This window comes from Geodermatophilus sp. SYSU D00700, from assembly GCF_054050255.1.
Genome location: NZ_JBJGZA010000077.1, coordinates 1 through 503, shown reverse-complemented (window position 1 = coordinate 503; position 503 = coordinate 1). Strand labels below are relative to the sequence as shown.

Here is a 503-nt window from a genome sequence, read left to right as displayed (position 1 = left end):
CTCATGGCCGCCATCACCTACGACCACGCGACGCTGACCTATCCCGGTGCCACCGCACCGTCGGTGAGCGGGCTGGACCTGGACGTCGCCGACGGGGAGTTCCTGGTCCTGGTCGGCCCCTCGGGCAGTGGCAAGTCCACCGCGCTGCGGATGCTGGCCGGGCTGGAGGAGGTGACCGAGGGGGCGATCCGGATCGGCGACCGGGACGTCACCCATCTGCCGCCCAAGGAACGCGACATCGCGATGGTGTTCCAGAACTACGCGCTGTATCCGCACATGACGGTGGCCGACAACATGGGCTTCGCGCTCAAGATCGCCGGGATGAAGAAGGACCAGATCCGCGAGCGGGTCACCGAGGCGGCCAAGGTGCTCGACCTGACCCCGTATCTGGACCGCAAGCCCAAGGCGCTCTCGGGGGGGCAGCGGCAGCGGGTGGCGATGGGCCGGGCGATCGTGCGCCAGCCGCAGGCGTTCCTGATGGACGAGCCGCTGTCCAACCTCGA

The 503-nt window shown here is 69.0% G+C and carries 1 protein-coding gene; it reads left to right on the top strand.

All coding sequences use genetic code 11. The features are described 5' to 3' along the window. A partial coding sequence (locus ACI79V_RS24340) for an ABC transporter ATP-binding protein (RefSeq protein ID WP_456893507.1) occupies nt 1-503 on the top strand: 503 nt, incomplete at both ends.